At 63.9% G+C, this 13,177-nt stretch carries 12 protein-coding genes; 10 read left to right on the top strand and 2 right to left on the bottom strand.

All coding sequences use genetic code 11. The features are described from left to right. Positions 1 to 44: 44 nt before the first annotated feature. A complete protein-coding gene (locus HAP47_RS06660) occupies positions 45 to 575 on the bottom strand; it encodes a GNAT family N-acetyltransferase (RefSeq protein WP_173638927.1) in 531 nt (176 codons plus the stop codon). Between the two features lie 141 nt (positions 576 to 716). On the opposite strand from HAP47_RS06660, the gene HAP47_RS06665 reads away from it, so the two are divergent. Then, the gene (locus tag HAP47_RS06665; RefSeq protein WP_021078629.1) at positions 717 to 1,316 is read left to right on the top strand and encodes a superoxide dismutase; all 600 of its coding nucleotides are present in this window, start codon (positions 717 to 719) and stop codon (positions 1,314 to 1,316) included. 244 nt (positions 1,317 to 1,560) lie between these two features. Further along, on the top strand, positions 1,561 to 1,947 hold the full coding sequence (gene crcB, locus HAP47_RS06670; protein WP_173638926.1) for a fluoride efflux transporter CrcB: 387 nt from the start codon (positions 1,561 to 1,563) through the stop codon (positions 1,945 to 1,947). A gap of 572 nt (positions 1,948 to 2,519) precedes the next feature. Here crcB and HAP47_RS06675 read toward each other — a convergent pair. Next, positions 2,520 to 3,560, bottom strand: coding sequence for an IS110 family transposase (locus HAP47_RS06675; protein ID WP_173638925.1), 1,041 nt, complete (start codon positions 3,558 to 3,560; stop codon positions 2,520 to 2,522). Positions 3,561 to 4,066: 506 nt separating this feature from the next. Between HAP47_RS06675 and tolQ the strand changes: the two genes are divergently transcribed. The 8 genes from tolQ (at position 4,067) to ybgF (ending at position 13,168) form a co-directional block, all read left to right on the top strand. After that, positions 4,067 to 4,780, top strand: a complete 714-nt coding sequence (tolQ, locus tag HAP47_RS06680) for a protein TolQ (protein WP_016846954.1) — start codon at positions 4,067 to 4,069, stop codon at positions 4,778 to 4,780. 34 nt (positions 4,781 to 4,814) lie between these two features. After that, positions 4,815 to 5,282 carry a biopolymer transporter ExbD gene (locus tag HAP47_RS06685; protein ID WP_173638924.1) on the top strand — a complete coding sequence of 156 codons (468 nt, stop codon included), beginning with the start codon at positions 4,815 to 4,817 and terminating at the stop codon, positions 5,280 to 5,282. 52 nt (positions 5,283 to 5,334) lie between these two features. Next, entirely contained in the window at positions 5,335 to 6,315 is a 981-nt protein-coding gene (locus HAP47_RS06690; RefSeq protein ID WP_173638923.1) for a protein TolA, read from the top strand. A 71-nt stretch (positions 6,316 to 6,386) separates the two neighbouring features. After that, on the top strand, positions 6,387 to 7,721 hold the full coding sequence (tolB, locus tag HAP47_RS06695) for a Tol-Pal system beta propeller repeat protein TolB (protein ID WP_173638922.1): 1,335 nt from the start codon (positions 6,387 to 6,389) through the stop codon (positions 7,719 to 7,721). Positions 7,722 to 7,903: 182 nt separating this feature from the next. After that, entirely contained in the window at positions 7,904 to 10,228 is a 2,325-nt protein-coding gene (locus tag HAP47_RS06700; protein ID WP_173638921.1) for a putative bifunctional diguanylate cyclase/phosphodiesterase, read from the top strand. Positions 10,229 to 10,401: 173 nt separating this feature from the next. Then, the gene (locus tag HAP47_RS06705; RefSeq protein ID WP_173638920.1) at positions 10,402 to 11,136 is read left to right on the top strand and encodes an N-acyl amino acid synthase FeeM domain-containing protein; all 735 of its coding nucleotides are present in this window, start codon (positions 10,402 to 10,404) and stop codon (positions 11,134 to 11,136) included. A gap of 269 nt (positions 11,137 to 11,405) precedes the next feature. Then, positions 11,406 to 11,900: a peptidoglycan-associated lipoprotein Pal gene (gene pal / locus HAP47_RS06710; RefSeq protein WP_173638919.1), complete on the top strand. Its 495-nt coding sequence runs from the start codon at positions 11,406 to 11,408 to the stop codon at positions 11,898 to 11,900. 248 nt (positions 11,901 to 12,148) lie between these two features. Further along, the gene (ybgF, locus tag HAP47_RS06715; protein ID WP_173638918.1) at positions 12,149 to 13,168 is read left to right on the top strand and encodes a tol-pal system protein YbgF; all 1,020 of its coding nucleotides are present in this window, start codon (positions 12,149 to 12,151) and stop codon (positions 13,166 to 13,168) included. Positions 13,169 to 13,177: the final 9 nt, after the last annotated feature.

Here is a 13,177-nt window from a genome sequence, read left to right on the forward strand (position 1 = left end):
TTACGAGTTCGGGCCCGTCCTCGCCACCCGCGCTCGCGCAGGGGTCACCACGGCAGGCCGCATAGGTCGATCTTGCCCTGGCGCGGCGCGCGGACGATGTCGTTGACGAACGGCGCCATCGCCTCGAAGCGGATCTGCCCGGAAGGCTGTTCGCAAGTCACCTCACCAGTGAAGGGATGCCAGCCGCGGGCCTGATAGAATGCGAAATTGTGCGGCTCGCAGAATAAGATTGCAAATTTCACCGCGTCATTGGCACGAATGGTGTGCACGGCGGCATCTAGCGCGAGTGATGCATAGCCGCGCCGCCGGCAGTCCTCGCGGGTCGCAACCCCGCCGATGCCGGCGACATGCACCTTGTGGCCATTCCAGGTGATCGTCCGGAAATAGATGCCGACATGGCAGGCCAGCCCGCCGTTGTCGGGCGCATCGAGCAACACGCGCAAATCCGCGTGAGCCCATTTGGTGTCCGCCCACTGCTTCTTCTCCATGATATCCGGGCTCCAGACCGCCCGGAGGAGCGGCTCGGCGCGCCGCCATGACGCATCTCCGTTGAGAATGTCGATTTCGATGCTCATCGTCTCAAGTCCTAGGTCTTGGTCCTCGGCTGCGCCGATCTGTCATACACGATCTGAAAATGCGGTGTTTCTCCGCCGTGGAACCTTCTATAAGGGGGACCCGTTAAGTGTAGTCTCCCACCCTCTGTTGGACATTACCCCATGACCTTCACGCTACCCGATCTGCCCTACGCCCACGACGCCCTTGCGCCCTACATGTCCAAGGAAACGCTGGAGTTTCACCACGACAAGCATCACCAGGCCTACGTCACGAACGGCAACAACGCGATCAAGGGGACCGAATTCGAAGGCAAGTCCCTCGAGGAGATCGTGAAGGGCTCGTTCGGCAAGAACGCGGCCGTCTTCAACAATGCCGGTCAGCACTACAACCACATCCACTTCTGGAAGTGGATGAAGCCGAATGGCGGCGGCAGCAAGCTGCCCGGCCGGCTCGAGAAGAAGATCAACGAGGACCTCGGCGGCTTCGAGAAGTTCAAGACCGACTTCGCCGCCGCGGGCGTCGGCCAGTTCGGCTCCGGCTGGGCCTGGCTGCAGGTCAAGGGCGGCAAGCTCGAGATCGCCAAGACCCCCAACGGCGAGAACCCGCTGGTCCATGGCGCGGTGCCAATCCTCGGCGTGGACGTCTGGGAGCACTCCTACTACATCGACTACCGCAACCGCCGCCCGGACTATCTGAAGGCGTTCGTCGACAGCCTCGTCAACTGGGATTACGTCGACGAGCTGTTCGGCAAGGCCGGCTGAGCGCGGGTCGCAATTCGGCTCGATCCTCTTAACCTCCCTGGAGGGGGAGGGTCGACGCGAATGAAATGAGCGGCGGGGTGGGGTGACGGTCTATCCACGCGCGACACTGTCCGTGTTGAGGGATCACCCCACCCCGTTTCGCATTCCGCTTCGCTTCATGCGAACCGACCCTCCCCCTCCAAGGGAGAGTGAGCTCTTGAGCGGCGCGTATTGTGAGCTTCTCGACACACCAGCGGGGGCATTGGTGGGTAACGCGGCAAGCTATCTCCTCGTCTTCTTCGGCGGCGGCCTCGGCGCAACGCTGCGGCATCTGATCAACGTCACCTGTGCGCGCTGCATCGGCACCGCGTTTCCCTACGGCACCTTGATCATAAACATCACGGGCTCGACCGTGATGGGCCTGATTGCAGGCTACCTCGCCTTCAAGGGCGAGGCCTCGCAGCCCTGGCGGCTGTTCCTGATGACCGGCATCCTCGGCGGCTACACCACCTTCTCCGCCTTCTCGCTCGACACCGCACTGCTCTATGAGCGCGGCGAACTCGGCCTTGCCGCGCTGTATGTCGCCGGCTCGGTCGCGTTGTCGATCGCGGGCCTGTTCGCCGGGCTTGCGATCGTCAGGCATTTGGCCTGAGGCGGATTCCTCTGCTCGTCATTCCCGGGTGCGCAATTGCGCACCTGAGGGCTCGCGAAGCGATAGCCCGGAATCCATTCCACCACCTGTTCTGCGGTTAAATGGATTCCGGGCTCAGCCCGGAGCCTGTCATCGGGCGCGCGTTCGCGCGACCCGTTGGTGCTGCCCCGGAATGACGGGGGATGGCGGTGCGTCCCCACCCACTGTCATCGCCCGGTCGAAAGCCGGGCGATGACACCGAGATGAGGCACGCAATGACCTGCGTCGTATCGCGCGAGAACCATCCACGTCGTCCTGGCGAAGGCCAGGACCCATATGTGGACGGCCCCCGTGGCACAAGAGCTTTCTGGGATTGATCGGATCGCTTGCATCCATATGTCCGGCCTGTTGAGTGCGATCGAATGGATCGCTGGCCAAGATGGTTTGCGCGATGCGAGTTCCAAACAACCACGCGACCTGTTGGCGGCCGATGGGTCCTGCGGATTGTCTCGCATCGTTGCTCGATCGATCGCTCCATCTGCTCTTGCAGCTCCGGGTCGGCTGACGAGCGAGCCCGCCGGCCGGCCAATCTGTTAAGCGGTACCCGTCGTAGCGGCATTCAGCCGTGCGGCGTCATAACTCTCGCCCGTCACCATCAGCTTCCAGGCGATGCGCGCCACCTTGTTGGCGAGCGCTACGGCCGCAAGCGGCGGCGGCTTGCGCTTGATCAGCGCCAGCAGCCAGCGCGAGTGATGACCGCGTCCGCGCCTGGCCTGCTGGATCACCGCCGTGGCCCCGACGACCAGCAAACGGCGCAGGTCCTCATCGCCCGCCCGCGTGATCTTGCCAAGCCTGGTCTTGCCAGCGGTGGAGTGGTCCTTGGGTGTCAATCCCAGCCAGGCCGCAAAGTGACGACCGGAGCGGAACGCGCCCGGATCAGGTGTCTTCATCACCAGCGCGGTTGCAACGATCGGACCGACCGAGGGGATCTGAGCCAGGCGCCGGCCCGTGGCATCGCCGCGGTGCCAGGCCATCAGCTTGGCCTCAACCGCCTCCAACTCACCCTCGAGCCTGACGCGCTCCCGGCCCAGCACCACAAACAGTTCGCGCGCCAGAGCGGGAAGCGTCTCGTCCTGCGCGATCCGCGCCAGCAGTGGTTCGATCGCGTCCAGTCCCTTGGGCGCGATCAGGCCGTACTCCGCCGCATGGCCGCGTATCGTATTGGTCAATTGGGCGCGCCGGGCGATCAATCCGTCGCGGACCCCCATCAGCATCAGCGCAGCCTGCTGCTCGGCCGTCTTCACCGGTACGAAGCGCATGCTCGGCCGGCTCATCGCCTCACACAGGCCTTCTGCATCCCGCCCGTCATTCTTGTTCCGCATCACGTAGGGTTTAACCAATTGCGGCGCCATCAGCTTCACCTCATGGCCCAGCCTGGAAAGCTCTCGCGCCCAATATTGCGACGCCCCGCAGGCCTCCATCCCGATCACGGTCGGCGGCAATTTGGCGAAGAACTCCAGCACCTGTCTGCGCGACAGCTTCTTGCGCAGTACCACCTGCTCCGTCGCATCAACCCCATGCAACACAAAAATATACTTCGACGTATCCATCCCAATGCGGATAATCTGGCTCACGGACGGTCTCCATGTCTGAGATTTGCAACAACCTCATTCTGGCACACTGATGCCGTAGGGGGCCGTCCACACCATCAACCCTAAGTATCAGCCGTTGCCCCACGCTGGAGCCACGATCCCGTTCGCAACCAAATGCGGTGGTTATGGGTCCCTGCTTCCGCAGGGACGACAGGGGAGGAGGCATGCGGCATCAACCCACTATCCACCGAATCCATTCATCTGTGGAACCCGCCAACCGGCTCCGCCAGCGGCATTTCCCGCCTCCAAATTTCCCTTTGGTAACCTCGCCTTAACCATGATTAGCGTTTGGTTAGGGTCGGAATGCCGCGTGAAAAGCCCTCGTTTTGACATGTTGGCAGGGGAAGCAGGGCCCGGCTTTGGACGGCCCCCCATGCGACAGATGCAAGAGGCTTTCGCGCAGTTTCGCCGCGCCTGATGCGGCCGTGGAATCGGTGCCGATTGGCGGCCCGCCTGATGGGGACACTTGCGTTGAGAGGATATTGCCGATGAATCCCGCCGACGTGGCTCAGTCAACTCTGCCACTGGCATCGAGCGATGTGTCGCTAATCGCGCTGTTTTGGCAGGCTCATTGGGTCGTCAAATGCGTGATGTTGGGACTTTTGTCCTGCTCGGTGTGGGTCTGGGCGATCGCGATCGACAAGATCCTGCTCTACGCCCGCACCAAGCGGGCGATGGACAAGTTCGAGCAGGCGTTCTGGTCCGGCCAGTCGATCGAGGAGCTCTACCGGGCCCTTTCGGCCAAGCCGACCCAGTCGATGGCGGCCTGTTTCGTGGCGGCGATGCGGGAGTGGAAGCGCTCCTTCGAGAGCCAGTCCCGGTCCTTTGCCGGCCTGCAGGCCCGGATCGAGAAGGTCATGAACGTTTCGATCGCCCGGGAAGTGGAGCGGCTGGAACGGCGCCTGCTGGTGCTCGCCACCGTCGGCTCGGCCGGCCCCTTTGTCGGCCTGTTCGGCACCGTCTGGGGCATCATGTCGAGCTTCCAGTCGATCGCGGCCTCGAAAAACACCTCCCTGGCGGTGGTGGCGCCCGGTATCGCGGAAGCGCTGTTTGCGACCGCAATCGGCCTGATTGCCGCAATTCCGGCGACTATTTTCTACAATAAGTTCACCTCGGAGGTGAACCGGCAGGCTGCGCGCCTGGAGGGGTTCGCCGACGAGTTCTCCGCCATCCTGTCGCGTCAGATCGACGAGCGGGGCTGAGATCAACGATGGTCACTGTTGTGAGCGCACGATCATGGCGATGAGCATGGCAGGGTCCGGCGGTAGTGGCAGACGCCGCCGCGGGCGCAAGCCGGTCATGGCCGAGATCAACGTCACGCCGATGGTCGACGTGATGCTGGTGCTGCTGATCATCTTCATGGTCGCCGCGCCGCTGATGACGTCGAACATCGACATCGACCTGCCGGTCGCGAGCGGCGGCAGGTCGATCTCGTCGAACCAGCCGCCGCTGACGCTGTCGGTGAAGCGCACCGGCGGTGGCTGCAACTCGAATGTCGAGCTCTATCTCGGCGACGCGCCGGTCACGGCCGCCGACTTTCCGGCCAAGATCAAGGCGATCGGAGACGCCCGGTCGGATGCCGAAAAGGTGGTCTATCTCCGTGGCGACAAGGATGTCTGTTACACGGATATGATGAAATTGCTCGGGGAGGTCCGGGCCGCAGGATTCAAGGCGAATATCGTCATCATCCCGGAAGGCGGATAGAGCATGATCCGGAAAAGTGGAGACCGGTTTTCCGATCAGATCATGCTCCAATATGAGGCCATGTGCGGCAAGGCACGGGGAGCCTGATTTGAAGGTCAAGGTCGACAAGACTCTGGCGGCATCGATTGTCCTGCACGTCCTCGTGGTCGGGTGGGGCCTCGTGTCGTTTTCGACCAGGGCGTACGTGATGCCTGAAGAGGATACTGTTGCCGTCGACGTGATCTCGCCCGACCAGCTCTCCCATGTCATGGCCGGCCTGAAGGACGGCAAGAAGGAAAATCCCAAGCCGCTGGTCGAGAAGGTCGCCGAGGCCAAGCCGATGGATGATGCCGTCGGCAAGATCGATGAGAAGAAGCCGCCTGTCGTGACCGATACCGCGCCGGCGCCGACGCCGAAGGTGGAGAAGCCGGAAGACAAGAAGCCGGATCCGCCAAAGAAGGTCGAGAACAAGCCGGAGAATAAGCCAAAGGAAGAGCCGAAGCCGGTCGAGAAGAAGCCCGATCCGGTGAAGCCCGACCCGATCGCGGAAGCGATCAAGAAGGAAGAAAAGAAGCCGCCGCCGAAGCCTGTCGCGCAGGCCGCCAAGCCGCCGCCGGAGCAGAAGCCGAAGGATCGCGTGTTCGACCAGAGCAAGATCGCAGCGCTGCTCGACAAGCGCGACCCGACGCGGGCCGCGGCGACCGGCGATGCGCTCAATGCCAACGCTGCGCTCGGCACGGCGAAGGGCAAGGCCGCCGACAACTCCGCGACCTGGGGGGCGATGTTCAAGCAGCAGGTCGAGCGCTGCTGGAAGAAGCCCTATGGCGGCATCGAGGCGATGCAGACCGAGGCCGTATTCGAGATCAAGCTGAAGCGCGATGGCACGCTCGAAGCCGCGCCGGTGCCGGAAGGTACACCGGCAACGCCCTATTTGCGCGTCTATCAGGAGAGCGCGCTGCGGGCGATCATCGAATGCCAGCCGTATCGATTGCCGGCGGCCTTCTTCGAGGAATGGAAGTATTTCGCGCCGGTGTTCACGGAACGGAAGACCTGAGGACAACCGCGTCGCCTGGCCAACGGCAAGCAAAGTTACCGACAATGACCAACACGAATGATTTGCGGACCATGAAATTTCGCCTCGACCGTCGACAGATGATCTCCGGAATCGCCGCTCTCGGCGCGCTTGCCGGAAGCCGGTGCGCTTTCGGGCAGGCCGGCCCGAAGCGCATCCCGATTCCGGAAGGCGAGTTCGCGCCGGTGCCGATCGCGATCCCGAACTTCGCCGCCGGCACGCCCGGCGACGCCGAAGTCGGCGTCGGCGTCACGCAGGTGATCACCAACAATCTGAAGCGCAGCGGCTTGTTCGCGCCGATCGATCAGGCCGCCTATCTCGAGAAGCAGATCAACATCGACGCGGCGCCGAACTTCAACAACTGGAAGAGCATCAACGCGCAGGCGCTGGTGACAGGCCGCATGACGCGCCAGGGCAACGGGCGCGTGAAGGCGGAATTCCGGCTCTGGGACGTCAACACCGGCCAGCAGCTCGCCGGCCAGCAGTACGACACCTCGGCCGAATACTGGCGCCGCATCGCGCACATCATCTCCGACCAGATCTACGAGCGCATGACCGGCGAGAAGGGCTATTTCGATACCCGCGTCGTGTTCGTCGACGAGAGTGGCGCTGCGGATCGCCGCGTCAAGCGCCTCGCGCTGATGGACCAGGACGGCGCCAATGTGCGCTATCTCACCCGCGGCACGGACCTGGTGCTGACGCCGCGCTTCTCGCCGTCGACCCAGGAAATCACCTACATGGAGTTCGGCCAGGGCGACCCGCGCGTCTATCTGCTCAACATCGAGACCGGCCAGCGCGAGATCGTCGGCAACTTCCCGGGCATGTCGTTCTCGCCGCGCTTCTCGCCCGACGGCCAGCGCGTCATCATGAGCCTGCAGCAGGGCGGCAACTCCAACCTGTTCGTGATGGATCTGCGCTCGAAGTCGATGACGCGACTGACCGACACGCCGGCGATCGACACCTCGCCATCCTATGCGCCCGACGGCACGCGGCTCTGCTTCGAGTCCGATCGCGGCGGCAAGCCGCAGATCTACGTAATGCCGGCAACCGGCGGCGCGGCACAGCGCATCTCGTTCGGCGACGGCACCTATTCAACGCCGGTGTGGTCGCCGCGCGGCGACTACATCGCGTTCACCAAGCAGGGCGGCGGGCAGTTCGCGATCGGCATCATGAAACCGGACGGCTCCGGCGAGCGCATCCTGACCTCGGGCTTCCACAATGAAGGGCCGACCTTTGCGCCGAACGGGCGCGTCGTGATGTTCTTCCGCGATCCCGGCGGCAACAGCGGTCCGTCGCTGTTCACCATCGATGTCTCCGGGCGCAACGAACTGCGGGTGCCGACCCCCGGTTTTGCCTCCGACCCCGCCTGGTCGCCGCTGTTGTCGTGAGGTTCGCGCATGGCTGCGCCGGGGAACCCCGGGGCGGTCGGCACTTCTTACCTAGCGCACTGAAACTTATGCCGAATTTCGGCTATCAATGGGTCGCGGCAACGACTCGCTAACGATGTTCCCTCAGAAAGACTTCACCTGCGATCAGTAAGAGTGCGAGCTGAAAAGGACGCGCGCTCTCAATGCAGTTTGCAAGCCAGACGGGAGAACCGGACAAGTCGATGTCGCCGACGATCTCCGCGGCGCTGGTCGATTCCCTGTTCATGAACCCCGCGCCCATGATCTTCGGCGCCTTCGGCCCCGCCATCGCGGGCGCCGTGATTGCGTTCGTCACCGGCAATCTGCTGTCCTGGCTGTGCGTGCCGCTGTTCATCGTGGTGGGTCTGGCGCGCGCGCTGCAGATGTACCGCTATCAGCAGCGCAGTTCCCGTCTAACCGTCGAAGAATCCGTGACGTGGGAGAAGCGCTACCGGATCGGCAGCCTCGCCTACGGCATCGCGCTTGGTCTGTGGGGTGCAGCCGTGCTGCTCACGACCAGCGATGCCGCCGCCCATATGCTCTGCGTGACCACGGTGGTCGCCTACACCTCAGCGGGGGTAGGGCGGACCTTCGGCCGGCCGCAGATCTTCCACCAGCATCTGCTGATGTCGATCGGTCCCCTGATCGCGGCGTTGATGTATGTCGGCGGTCCCTATCACATCGCCCTTGCGCTGCTGAGCCTGGTGTTCTTCAGCGCTATCCGGCACCTCACCTCCAGCCTGCAGCGCATCTACGTCAACGCATGGATCGCCAAGGAGCGCGAGGCGGCGCTGGCGGGCCAGTTCGATACCGCGCTGAACAACATGCCGCACGGCCTGTGCATGTTCAGCGCCGACGGCCGCCTTGCGGTGATGAACCACCGCTTCATCGAGATGATGCAGCTGTCGGACGATTTCGTGCAGCGCGGCGCCAGCGCGACCGACATCTGCAATGCCTGCGTGCTGTCCGGCGCGATCTCGGCCGCGGCCGCACAACAGATTCTCTACGAGATCGAGAGCTCGCAGCGCGGCGACATCGTCACCAGCGACCCCGATCCGGCCCAGAACCGTTCGCTGGACTGGACGTTCCAGCCGATGGCAGGCGGCGGCACGGTCTTGCTGGTCGAGGACATCACCGAGCGCAAGGACGCCGAGGCCAGGATCAGCCATCTCGCGCGCTACGACGAGCTGACCGCGCTGCCCAATCGCGTCAATTTTCGCGACGAGATCGGCCGGCTGCTCGCCATGCAGCACGGCGACCATCGCTCCGCATTGCTGTTCGTCGACCTCGACCAGTTCAAGCAGGTCAACGATACGCTCGGCCATCCCTGCGGCGACCAGCTGCTCTGCGCGGTCGCCGAACGGTTGCGCGAGATGCTGCGTCCGGAGGATTTCGTGGCCCGGTTCGGCGGCGACGAGTTCGTCGTGTTCCAGCAGAACATCCATTCGCATGAGGACGCCGCCGCGCTAGCGCGGCGGATCGTCGACCGCCTCAGCGAGCGCTACAAGATCGACAACCATCTGGTCGAGATCGGCGCCAGCGTCGGCATCGCGATGACCGCGCCCGGCGTCGGTGCCGATACGCTGTTGAAGAACGCCGACATGGCGCTCTACCGCGCCAAGGCCGACGGCCGCGGCACCTTCTGCTTCTTCCGCGACGAGATGGCGCAAACCGTCGAGGCCCGCCGCATCCTCGAGCTCGATCTGCGCAAGGCGCTCGCCAACGAGGAATTCGAACTGTTCTACCAGCCGCTCATCAACCTGAAGTCCGGCAAGGTCTCGACCTGCGAGGCGCTGCTGCGCTGGAACCATCCGGTGCGCGGCACGGTCTCACCGGTCGACATCATTCCGGTCGCCGAGGACATGGGCCTGATCGTCGACCTCGGCCGCTGGATCCTGCGCAAGGCCTGCATGGAATGCATGAAGTGGCCCGAAGCGGTCAGCGTCGCCGTCAACTTCTCGCCGCAGCAGTTCCATCAGCGCGACGTGCTGAGCGAGGTCCGCTACGCGCTCGAGGTCTCCGGCCTGCCGGCGCAACGCCTCGAGATCGAGATCACCGAATCCTCGCTGCTGCACAACACCGAGCTGACCCACGACGTGCTGTCGCAACTGCGTTCGCTCGGCGTGCGGATATCGCTGGATGATTTCGGCACCGGCTACTCGTCGCTCAGCTACCTGCACAATTTCCCGCTGCAGAAGGTCAAGATCGACCGCTCCTTCCTGGAAGGCATCGACAGCGATCGCCCGTTGACCCTGCTGCGCGGGGTGGCACGGCTGTCGGCGGATCTCGGGATGTCGGTGGTGGTCGAGGGCATCGAGACCAATGAGCAGCTCGAACTGATCAGCGCCGACGGCGCGGTGACCGAAGCACAGGGATACCTGTTCAGCCGGCCGGTTCCCGCGGTGCGCATCCGCCAGCTGCTCAATGCCTCGCACGGCCGCCGCGCCGACGACCCGCTGCACGTGGTTCCCTCGCGCTCGATCGCTTGATCCAGCGCAATATCCTCAATCGATAGTTGTGAAACCTTTCAACTGCACGATTCGAATTGCACCCTTGCGGTCAGAAGTTAACTGTATTGCCGCGATTGCTTTGACGAAAATTAAGAAGCTGTTAATCTTTTGGCACGCGCGTTGAAGTTGTTGGGTTTTGAGGGGATTACCACATGAGGTCCGCGGCCGAAGCCATCAAGCCCGCGACAGGAAGGCTTGCGGACCCTCTCGATCAAGTCGACTATCGCCTCGCTCAGACCCCGGAACAGAAAGACGAGATCTACCGGCTTCGCTACCGCGCCTATCTGCGCGAGGGCGCGATCCGGCCCTCGGCGGACGAGCGCGTCGTCGATCAGTTCGATGATGCGCCGAATGCCTGGGTGTTCGGCGTCTATCTGCACGGCGAACTCTGCAGCTCGATACGCATCACCGTGGCGACGCCGGAGTGGCGCTCCTCGCCGACGATCGACGTATTCGGCGACGTGCTGCTGCCGAAACTCGATCAGGGTCTGGTCTTCATCGATTCGACGCGCTTCGTCGCGGACCCCGAGAAGGCGCGGAACAATCCGGAACTGCCCTATGTCACGGTGCGGCTCGGCTCGACCGCGGGCGTGCATTTCAATGCCGATTATGGCCTGGCGCCGGTCCGGCCGGAGCACATGGCGTTCTACCGGCGCGTGTTCCTGCACGAGACCTGGTCGGAACCGCGCCTCTACCCGGGGCTTGTGAAGCCGGTCGGGTTGATGGCGTCGCATCTGCCGACCGTGCGGGAACGCGTGCTCGCCCGCTATCCGTTCCTGCGCTCGAGTGCCTTCGAGCGGCGGATGCTGTTCGATCGGGAAGGCCAATTGCAGCCCGACGGTATCGTCCGGCCGTTCGAGCGCGCTTCGATCGTGCCGAATCCCTGAGCAAACCGGGGTTCTGATCAATCTGACATCGATCGACTGTTGCACGCAGGCCAAATTGTCCTGCAAAAGCGGCCGGTTCCCGCGAACCTTGCCTTCCCTTCACCATCGCGCCACATTTGCCACCCATTAACCATCGGGGGCGCTTTTCGCCATTGCCTGGCATTTGAACGGGTCCAGCAAGGTCTCGTCAAGGTTGACGGAACGTTCGCTTAACCATCGCCCTGTAGACCCAATGACAGTACGAAGAGCGTGAGCGTGGAGGCTCCGGAATGAAACATCAGATGCGTATCCTCCAGGGTATGAAGCTTGCTGCGGTTCTGGCGGTGGCGTTGTCGATGGGTGCCTGCGCCAACAAGAACGGTCTGGGCGCCGATGGCGCGATGGCGAGCGCCGCGACCCCGGGCAGCCAGCAGGATTTCGTGGTCAATGTCGGCGACCGCGTGTTCTTTGAGAGCGATCAGACCGATCTCAGCCCGCAGGCGACAGCGACCCTCGACAAGCAGGCGCAGTGGCTGCAGACCTACAACCGTTATTCCTTCACCATCGAAGGTCATGCCGACGAGCGCGGCACGCGCGAATACAACATCGCGCTCGGTGCGCGCCGTGCCCAGTCGGTTCGCGCCTATCTCGCTTCGCGCGGCATCGATCCGAGCCGCATGCGCACCATCTCCTACGGCAAGGAGCGCCCGGTCGCGGTCTGTAACGACATCTCCTGCTGGTCGCAGAACCGCCGCGCCGTCACCGTGCTGAACGCCAGCTCCTGACGCGATCCTGGACGCGTTTTTCAAGCCGGCGTCTTCGGGCGCCGGTTTTGTTTTGGCCCCATGAAAGCCTGACCCGGCTTCATCAAGATGAACGAAGCTGCGTGCAATTGGCCGCTTGCTTGTTCCACCGTCCGTACTAAACCGGTATCCGCGACGCTGTCCCGGATTTGAACTGCAAGTCACAATTCTGGCGTACTCCGTCCCTCAAAGTCGCGCGCTTTTCACGTCGATCTCGTCGTCAGGGCAAAATGTCATCCAGGCTACATTTTCTTTCTTCCGCCGCGGCGATCGCGGCGCTGTTCGCCGTTTCCGCACCAGTGTTTGCCCAATCCGACGATTCCGATGCCGAGATGCGGATCGAGCGGCTGGAGAACCAGCTGCGGCAGCTGACCGGGCAGAACGAGGAGCTGCAGTACCGCAACCGCCAGCTCGAGGAGCGCCTGCGCCAGCTCGGCGGTCAGCCGCCCGGCCCGAACGGACAGCCTCCGGCGGCCCAGCCCGGCGTCGCGGCGGTGCCGCAGGCGCAGCCTGGCTACGCGCAGCCGCAGCAGGGGTATGGCCAGCCGCAGCCAGGATACGGCCGGCAGCCGCAGGGCGGCTATGACCAGCAGCAGATCGCGGCGCCCGCGCCGATCGTGCAGGAGCCGGCGCCGGCGGCAGCTCCCGGCCGCCGCGGCCGCGGCGATGCCTTCGATCCGACCCAAAATCCGAATGCCCCCGGCGCTCCGCGCGTGCTCGGTGGCGGCGGCCAGATGCCGATGCAGAACGATGCGGCGGTCGGCGCGCCCGGCGGCCGCGGAGCGGGCGAGCCGCTCGATCTCGGCAGCACGAGCCCGCAGCGGGCGCCCGGCGCGAGCGCGGCCCTGACCACGTTGCCGCCGTCGGCGACGCCGAAGGACGAGTTCGACCTCGGTATCGGCTACATGCAGCGCAAGGACTATGCGCTCGCCGAAGAGACGATGAAGAACTTCGCCACCAAGTATCCGAGCGATCCTTTGGTGGCGGATTCGCAATACTGGCTCGGCGAAAGCTATTTCCAGCGCCAGCAATATCGCGATGCTGCGGAAACCTTCCTCGGTGTGACCACCAAGTTCGACAAGTCCGCGAAAGCGCCCGACGCGCTGCTGCGGCTCGGCCAGTCGCTGGCGGCGCTGAAGGAAAAGGAAGCCGCCTGCGCCGCATTCGGCGAGATCGCGCGGAAGTACCCGCGCGCGTCCGGCGGGGTCAAAGCTGCGGTTGACCGCGAGCAGAAGCGCGTGAAGTGCTAAACCAGCCGG

The organism is Bradyrhizobium sp. 41S5, assembly GCF_011516665.3.
GTDB lineage: Bacteria > Pseudomonadota > Alphaproteobacteria > Rhizobiales > Xanthobacteraceae > Bradyrhizobium > Bradyrhizobium quebecense.

What these genes read in the sequence shown, in the direction of transcription:
- HAP47_RS06660 (WP_173638927.1), bottom strand. Translation starts at nt 575, where the DNA reads ATGAGCATCGAAATCGACATTCTCAACGGAGATGCGTCATGGCGGCGC.
- HAP47_RS06665 (WP_021078629.1), top strand. Translation starts at nt 717, where the DNA reads ATGACCTTCACGCTACCCGATCTGCCCTACGCCCACGACGCCCTTGCG.
- tolQ (WP_016846954.1), top strand. Translation starts at nt 4,067, where the DNA reads ATGAATCCCGCCGACGTGGCTCAGTCAACTCTGCCACTGGCATCGAGC.
- HAP47_RS06685 (WP_173638924.1), top strand. Translation starts at nt 4,815, where the DNA reads ATGGCGATGAGCATGGCAGGGTCCGGCGGTAGTGGCAGACGCCGCCGC.
- HAP47_RS06690 (WP_173638923.1), top strand. Translation starts at nt 5,335, where the DNA reads ATGAGGCCATGTGCGGCAAGGCACGGGGAGCCTGATTTGAAGGTCAAG.
- tolB (WP_173638922.1), top strand. Translation starts at nt 6,387, where the DNA reads ATGAAATTTCGCCTCGACCGTCGACAGATGATCTCCGGAATCGCCGCT.
- HAP47_RS06700 (WP_173638921.1), top strand. Translation starts at nt 7,904, where the DNA reads ATGCAGTTTGCAAGCCAGACGGGAGAACCGGACAAGTCGATGTCGCCG.
- HAP47_RS06705 (WP_173638920.1), top strand. Translation starts at nt 10,402, where the DNA reads ATGAGGTCCGCGGCCGAAGCCATCAAGCCCGCGACAGGAAGGCTTGCG.
- pal (WP_173638919.1), top strand. Translation starts at nt 11,406, where the DNA reads ATGAAACATCAGATGCGTATCCTCCAGGGTATGAAGCTTGCTGCGGTT.
- ybgF (WP_173638918.1), top strand. Translation starts at nt 12,149, where the DNA reads ATGTCATCCAGGCTACATTTTCTTTCTTCCGCCGCGGCGATCGCGGCG.